5 protein-coding genes are annotated in these 7162 nt (G+C 69.6%); 3 read left to right on the forward strand and 2 right to left on the reverse strand.

Features of this window, described 5'->3' with window-relative positions; genetic code table 11:
• Positions 1-3: 3 nt before the first annotated feature.
• Together ACIRA7_RS13705 and ACIRA7_RS13710 are read right to left on the reverse strand one after the other, a co-directional pair.
• A complete protein-coding gene (locus ACIRA7_RS13705) occupies positions 4-882 on the reverse strand; it encodes a TSUP family transporter (protein WP_396221410.1) in 879 nt (292 codons plus the stop codon).
• Between the two features lie 278 nt (positions 883-1160).
• Positions 1161-1991 (reverse strand): IclR family transcriptional regulator, encoded by an 831-nt coding sequence (locus tag ACIRA7_RS13710; protein ID WP_396221411.1) that lies wholly within the window; start codon positions 1989-1991, stop codon positions 1161-1163.
• A 600-nt stretch (positions 1992-2591) separates the two neighbouring features.
• Between ACIRA7_RS13710 and ACIRA7_RS13715 the strand changes: the two genes are divergently transcribed.
• The 3 genes from ACIRA7_RS13715 to ACIRA7_RS13725 form a co-directional block, all read left to right on the forward strand.
• Positions 2592-5612 (forward strand): SusC/RagA family TonB-linked outer membrane protein, encoded by a 3021-nt coding sequence (locus tag ACIRA7_RS13715; protein WP_396221412.1) that lies wholly within the window; start codon positions 2592-2594, stop codon positions 5610-5612.
• Positions 5613-5632: 20 nt separating this feature from the next.
• Complete coding sequence (locus ACIRA7_RS13720) at positions 5633-6910, forward strand: RagB/SusD family nutrient uptake outer membrane protein (protein ID WP_396206775.1); 1278 nt, start codon at positions 5633-5635, stop codon at positions 6908-6910.
• Positions 6910-7162, forward strand: a 253-nt coding sequence (locus ACIRA7_RS13725) for a hypothetical protein (RefSeq protein WP_396221413.1), incomplete at its 3' end; no start/stop codon positions are given. The genes ACIRA7_RS13720 and ACIRA7_RS13725, both read left to right, overlap by 1 nt.

Here is a 7162-nt window from a genome sequence, read left to right on the forward strand (position 1 = left end):
ATGTCAGGGCGCCCCCGGGGGCTCGCCCTGGATCGCCGAGCGGACCATCGAGATCGCGGCGTACACCACCACGGCAATCACCAGCCAGCGCAACAGGCCGATCGGGAGCGACGTGACCAGCAGCGCCGCCACCAGCACCCCGGGGATGCCGCCAATCGTGAGGCCCAGCGCCGGCTGATTCACCACTCGTCGCCGGCGCACGAACGCCATGCAGCCGAGCATCGCCGCGAACGCGCCGCTCCCCATCATGATTGGAAACGCCGCGCGCGGATCCATGCCGAGGGCACTCAGCAGGACGAACGTGGGGCCGTAATTGCCGATGCCGAGCATGAGCAGTGCGCCGAGAATCAGGTTCACGCCGAGGGCGAGCCAGAGGGCGCTGCCGCCAAGCGACAGCGCCGTCCCGCCGACCGGCATGCGATTGAGCTGCACCACCGTCATGAACAGCGCGGCCAACAGCAGCGCCGACCCCATCCCTAGCTGGATCGGTCGGCGCGGCAGGCGCGACACGATACCGGCCCCGAGCCACCCGCCCACCAGCGCGGTAACGATCATGAGCAGCAGAAGCATCGGGTCGATCTGGATCGCGGAGATGAAGATCAGCGCCTGCACCGCCACCGGCAGCGCGAGGCCCACGAGCATGGTGGCCGGGAGCCGCTCGTCGGGCACCATGCGGAGCCCCTTGAACGTGGCCGTTGTGGTGGCCAGCGACCCGATGCCGAGGGTGTCGAAGAAGTTCACCAGAAAGCCGATCAGCAACTGCACCGGCGTGGGCCAGAGCGGCTCCCCCGACGCGCGATCGATTGACCGCCACCACCGCCACGAGAGGAGCGCCGCCAGGAAGACGATAGCGCAGAGCAGGACTACGCGAATGTTGGGCATGCGGCCAACCTACCGCCTCGTCGAGGCAGCTGCAGCGGGAGCGGGCACCGACCTCGAGGCGCATTCCGCGCCTCGTCGCAAAGCGCACCGCGATTGTCCCGGAGGCGTGCGGTGCCGCCATCCCGCCGCGCCAGGCATCGGTTGCGGGGTCGATCGGGACGAAGAGACCACGGCCGCAGAGGGCAGTGCTCGAGTCTGCGGTCGGCGATGATCGTCGCCACCGCAGTGGCCCGGGCGTTCCTGGACGTCAGCCCCCGGCCGACCGCCCACCTTCCGAGTCAGCCGCGCACGCGGCGGCGGCGATCCGAAGCCAACAGCCGGTGCGACGACGCACCAGCCAGTGGCGGCGCGAGTGGATCAGCGGCCGTTCGTGGAGTGCCCCCCAGTACGCCCGTCCCCTCGGCGCCGGCGCGTGCCACGAGCGGCAGGAGCTGGCGCAGGCGCGCGGCACCGGCGCGCACCGACGGAAAGCCGATGGTGACAGCGCCCACCGCCGCCCCAGTGTGGTCCCAGACCGGCGCGCCCATGCCGCACACGTCGGAGTACCATTCGCCGCGGGCAATAGCGATCCCCGTGGCTCGAACATCATCGAGCTCGTCCATGAGCGTGGCCGCCTCCGAAATGGTTGCGGCGGTGTAGCGCGTGAGCGTGTCCCCGAGCAGCGCGCGCCGCTCCCCGTCGGGGAGCCATGCCAGGAGGACCTTGCCGGCAGCGGACGCGTGCAGGGGCGGGTGTCCTCCGAGGACGCCCGGGACCACCAGCGGCTGTGGTGCATAGACGATGTCGACCGTCGTCGCGACGGCACCAGAGCGGACAACCAGCGTGGCACACTCGCCCGAATCGCGCGCCAGGCGAATCAGGACGGGGTGCAGCGCACGTTGCAGCGGGGAGGACTGCTGGGCGAGTGCGCCAAGCGCCGCCAAGCGGATCCCCAGCCGATATCGCCCGGTTCGCTCGTCATAGTCGAGAAAGCCAGCCTCCTCGAAAGTGCGGAGCAGCCGATAGACCGAACTGCGGGGCCGCCCCAGGTGTTCGGCGATCTCGAGCGCGGCGAGTTCGGGGGTGCGGTCGCTGAACAGCGCAAGGACCGTGTTGAGGGTGGCGAGCATGGTGGAGGATGGGGAGGGCGGCGCACTGGCGCGGTGCGGAGGCAAGCTAGAGGTCCGGGAAGCAGCGGGGAATAGCGGGGGAACGGTGGGGGCGAGCGTACGCGGCACGGCTGCGCGTCACGCCCAGCATGCGCGGATGCGCCCGCGCGCGAGTGTGCAGGAGTGCGCTCGACGCGGCGTCGGGGGTGTGCAGGATCGGCTGCAGCGAGGCGCGAAAGGCGCGCACGGCAGCCTCGGTGCGAGTGCGTGTCTCTGGGCCCCCTCGTGTCTCGCAGCACCTCCATGATCAGATCGCAGCTGGTGACCAGCCACTGCCCGATGGATGACGCCCAGGTCACCGGCTCAGTGGCCCGCAGGCGATGGAAGATGGGGTAGGGATCGCCGGTTAACTGGTCGAGCGTGACCGTGGCCTCAATGGGGAACGCGGGGTCCGTGGTCATGGGAAGCCGGGGTGGAAGGAGGCCGCGCGGGCTCGCCGAGTGGAGGGTGGCGACACTTGCTTGCCGAAGTGAGTCCCTATCTGTACGATACGATGCATGATGTGAGACTGGATCTCAATATATGAGATTATTCAGTCACGCACCCCCACCGATTCCCCCCATGCCCCGTCCCAGCCCACACCTCCACGTCACCGCCCTGCTCTGGGGCGGCGGGTTGGCCGTCCTCGCGGCCACCGCGGCCCCCGCCCTCGCCGCCTCGCCGGCCGCCCCGGGGGCTTCTCCAACGGTCGTCACGCGCCTGCAGGCCGACTCCATCAGCGGTACCGTGACCGATACCCGCGGCCGTCCCGTGCAAGGCGCGCGGGTTCTCGTCGTGGGCACCAGCACCACGGCACTTACCGACCCCCGCGGGCGCTTCCGCCTGACCGGCGTCGGCGGCACCGATCGGACCGTGCGGGTCACCGCCATCGGCTACCAGGCACAGTCCCGGACGATCGGCGCGGGGAGCGCCACGCTCGCGTTCACGCTCAGCGAGCTGTCGGTGAATCTCGATGAGGTGGTGGTCACCGGCACGGCGGGCACCGTAGAGCGCCGCGCGGTGGGCAACGCGATTACCAAGATCGATGCCCGCAGCACCCTCGAGCGGATGCCGGTGACCGACGTGTCGCAGCTGATGAACGGCCGCGCCTCCAATGTGGTCCTCACGGCCAACTCGGGCATGGCCGGCGCCGGAACCAAGGTCAATATCCGCGGCCGCAACAGCCTCGCCCTCACCGGTGCGCCGCTCGTCTACGTGGACGGCATTCGCATGGACGCCGCGCAGGCCTCCGGCCCGGCGATCCAGGGGGCCAACGTCGTCTCCCGCCTCAACGACATCAATCCGGCCGACATCGAGTCCATCGAGATCATCAAGGGCCCCGCCGCCGCCACACTCTATGGTACCGAGGCCTCCAACGGCGTGATCCAGATCATCACCAAGTCCGGGCGCGCCGGCGAGAAAGCCCGGTTCACCTTCACGGCGGATCAGGGAACCAACGAGTTCGTAGACCCGGCCGGGCGCATCCCCACCAATTATGCGCGCTCGCCGCAAGGGCAGATCCTCTCCTTCAATGCCGTGGAGAATGAACGGACGCTGGGCAACGGCATCTGGCGCACCGGACAGTTCCAGCGGTACGCGCTCGGCATCGATGGCGGCGCGGGGCCGGTCAGCTATCGCGTGGGTGGGGTGCTGCAGGATGACGAAGGCATCGACCTCAACAACCGGCAGCAGCAGTCGTCGCTTCGCGCCAACCTGCAGTTCCTGCCGCGCCCCTCGCTGACGGCCCGTCTCGACCTGGGCGTGGTGACCGGCAAGACCAGCTTCGCCCCGCAGGAAGGGGGCGGCGCGCCGCTATTCAGCGCCATCAACGCCAACCCGCTGACAGCGAGCTCCCCCAGCCGCGGCTTCTTTGCCGCGCCCCCTGAGGTGCTCTACGGCGTCAACGACGTCTTCCAGCTGCTGCAGCGCACCACCGTCTCCGCGCAGCTGCAGCACCAGTTGGGCAGCCGCCTCACCCAGCGGCTCAACATCGGCACCGACATGGTGCAGGAGAACAACCAGAACATCGTGCGTCGCATGATCCCCGAGCAGGCCCGCTTCTTCAGCCCGGCGGTCGCAGCGGGACGCAAGGATGTGCAGCTGCGCGACGCGCGCACCAACACGCTGGACTACAGCGCCACCTACACCGCCACGCTCCGCGACGGGCTCACCAGCCAGACCAGCGTGGGCGCCCAGTACTTTGGCCGCCTCACGCGCCTCACCACCGTCAGCGGCCAGCAGTTCCCCGCGCCGGGACTCAGCACCATCCTGGGTACGTCGGTGCGCACCGGTGGCGACGACTTCATCGAGAACACCACCATCGGGACCTATGCCCAGCAGCAGCTGGGATGGCGCAACCGGCTCTTCGTGACCGGCGCGGTCCGTGTGGACAACAACAGCGCCTTCGGCACCGACTTTCAGGCGGCAACCTACCCGAAGATCAGCGGCAGCTGGGTGGCTAGCGAGGAAGGGTGGTGGAAGAAGGGCGTAGTGAACACCTTCAAGCTGCGCACCGCGTACGGCGCAGCAGGGCAGCAGCCGGATGCGTTCGCAGCGCTGCGCACGCTGGGGCCCGTGACTGGCCCTGGCGATCAACCGGCCCTCACCACCCAGGCGGTGGGCAACCCCGACCTCAAGCCGGAACTCGGCACCGAGCTGGAGCTGGGCTTTGATGCAGGGCTCTTCCAGGACCGCGTGGCGCTGGAGTTCACCTGGTTCCGCCAGGACCGTCGCGACGCGATCGTGCTGGCGCCGGTATCCCCCTCGAGCGGGTTCATCGGCACCCGCTTCACCAATCTGGGCGCCATCCGCAACGATGGCTTCGAGCTCCGCACCACGGTGGCGGTGCTCACGGGCGAACGGCTCGGCTGGGATCTCACCGCCACGCTCAACGCCAACGAGAACGAGATCACCGATCTGGGCGGACAGCCACCGATCTTCGTCGGCACCTTCCCGCGCGCCCAGCAGCACCGCGTCGGGTTCCCGGTCGCGGCCTTCTTCGGACAGCGGCTGGCCAGCGCCACGCTGGACGCCAACGGACAGGCTACCAACCTGCAGTGCGAAACCCCCACCGGGCCTGCCCCCTGCGCCACCGCGCCGCTCACCTATTTGGGCCGCTCCACCCCCAAGTACGAGGGCGCCGTCACATCCACCGTGCGCCTTGGCCAGCGACTCCGGCTTTATACCATGGTCGATTTCCGCCAAGGGATGCGTCGCTTCGACACCAACCTGTGGGCGCGCTGCACCGTGTTCCGCCTCTGCCGCCAGAACTACTATCCGCAGGAGTTCGATCCGCGCGACGTGGCCTACGCGCAGCGCGGCAGCGCGCTCGTGCTCACCAGCGGATTCATCAACGACGCCTCCTTCGCCAAGCTGCGTGAGGTCTCGGTGTCGTACGACCTTCCCGACGCCCTCGCCCGCCAGGTGCGCGCCTCGCGCGCCTCGCTGCTGCTGGCCGGCCGCAACCTCTATACCTGGACCCGCTGGTCGGGGCTGGACCCGGAGACGGAACAGCCGGGGGGCTTCGGCGAGCTCACCGCCAGCGAGCAGGCCAACCTGCCGCTCCCGCGGCAGCTGCGGTTCTCCCTCAACCTGACCTTCTGAGGCGCCCGGTGCCTATCTCCATGACCCCTCGTTCCCGCGCCGCGCGAGCGACCGTGCGCGCCAGCGCCCTCGCCTTTTTCGCCGCGACCACGGCGTGCGGCTCCCTCCTTGAGGTGGACGTGCCCAGCCGCGTCCCCGCCGATGACGCTATCGTCCCGGCGAACGCCGCCATCCTCATGAACTCCGTGGTCGGCGAGTTCGAATGCGCCTTCGGCGGCGCCGTCGTGAGTGGTGGTACGCTGGGTGACGAACTCGCCAACTCCTCCACCGGCAACACTACCTGGCAGGTGGATCGCCGCGACATCGCCACCAGCTCCACCATCAGCAACGGTGGCTGTGGCGGGCTCGGCCCCTTCGGTGCCCTCAACGTCACGCTCTGGCTCTCCGGTGAGTTGCAGAAGGGGCTCGAGTCATGGACCGATGCCCAGGTCACCAATCGCCGCCAGCTGCTGGCCACCAACGCGGCGTACGCCGGCTATGCGCTCCTCCTGCTGGGAGAGCAGATGTGCACCGCCACCATCGCCACGGGCCCGGAACTGCCCAAGGCGCAGGTGTGGACGCGGGCCGAGGAGCGCTTCACGGCGGCGATCGCCGACGCGCAGGCCAGCAACACCGCGGACATGCTCGCCATGGCCTACCTCGGCCGCGCCCGCGCCCGCCTCAACCTGACGCGCCTTGCGGAGGCGGCGGCTGACGCGCGGCAGGTGCCCGCGAACTTCGTGCGGAACGCCACGTACTCCAGCGCGGACCCCCGCCGCTTCAACCCGGTGTTCAACAACAACAACCAAGGGGCGGGGCTCACGGTGGGACCGGTGTACCGGACCTTGACCTTCGCCGGCGTGCGCGACCCCCGGGTGCCGGTGACCAACGCCAACCGTACGGGGGCAAACAATTCGGACTCCCTGTTCGTGCAGACCAAGTACGCGAGCTTCGCCGCCCCCATTCCCATCGCCAAGTGGGCGGAGGCGCAGCTGATCATCGCCGAAGCGGAGTTGGCGGCAGGCAACGTGGCGGCGGCCGTGGCGATCATCAACACGCTGCACGCTCGCACCACCCCCGCCCTGCCGCCGTTCGCCTCCACGTCGGCGACCGAGGTGCGGGCCCAGCTCATCTACGAGCGCCGGGCGGAGCTGTTCCTCGAGTCGCAGCATCTTGGCGACTATCAGCGCCTGTCCCTTCCGTTTGTGCCGGCCACGGGCGCACCGTTCCCCTTCGGTGGCGGCTTCTACGGCACCAATCGCTGCTTCCCGCTCCCGGATCTGGAGCGCACGACCAACCCCAACCTGAACGGCCGGTAATGCCCTGCCACTCGCGTCCCCGGGCGCTCGCCACCACCATCCTCCTGCTCGCGTTCACCCTGCCGCCGGCGCTGCTGTCGACCCGGGCCAGTGCGCAGGGACGCGGTCGGGAGCGGGCGTCCGGTGGCGCGGCGATGGGGGACAGTGCCCGCGTCACCGCCATCGCCGACGCCCTGTGGGCGCGCATCGTCGCCACGGAGGCTGGCGTGCGCCTGCGTACCGGAGCGCCGGTGCGGCAGCTGCCGGTCCCAT

The sequence above is a fragment of the Gemmatimonas sp. genome (genome assembly GCF_044376735.1).
Lineage (GTDB): Bacteria > Gemmatimonadota > Gemmatimonadetes > Gemmatimonadales > Gemmatimonadaceae > Gemmatimonas.

Coding starts and splice junctions, on each gene's coding strand:
- ACIRA7_RS13705 (WP_396221410.1), bottom strand. CDS start 882: ATGCCCAACATTCGCGTAGTCCTGCTCTGCGCTATCGTCTTCCTGGCG.
- ACIRA7_RS13710 (WP_396221411.1), bottom strand. CDS start 1,991: ATGCTCGCCACCCTCAACACGGTCCTTGCGCTGTTCAGCGACCGCACC.
- ACIRA7_RS13715 (WP_396221412.1), top strand. CDS start 2,592: ATGCCCCGTCCCAGCCCACACCTCCACGTCACCGCCCTGCTCTGGGGC.
- ACIRA7_RS13720 (WP_396206775.1), top strand. CDS start 5,633: ATGACCCCTCGTTCCCGCGCCGCGCGAGCGACCGTGCGCGCCAGCGCC.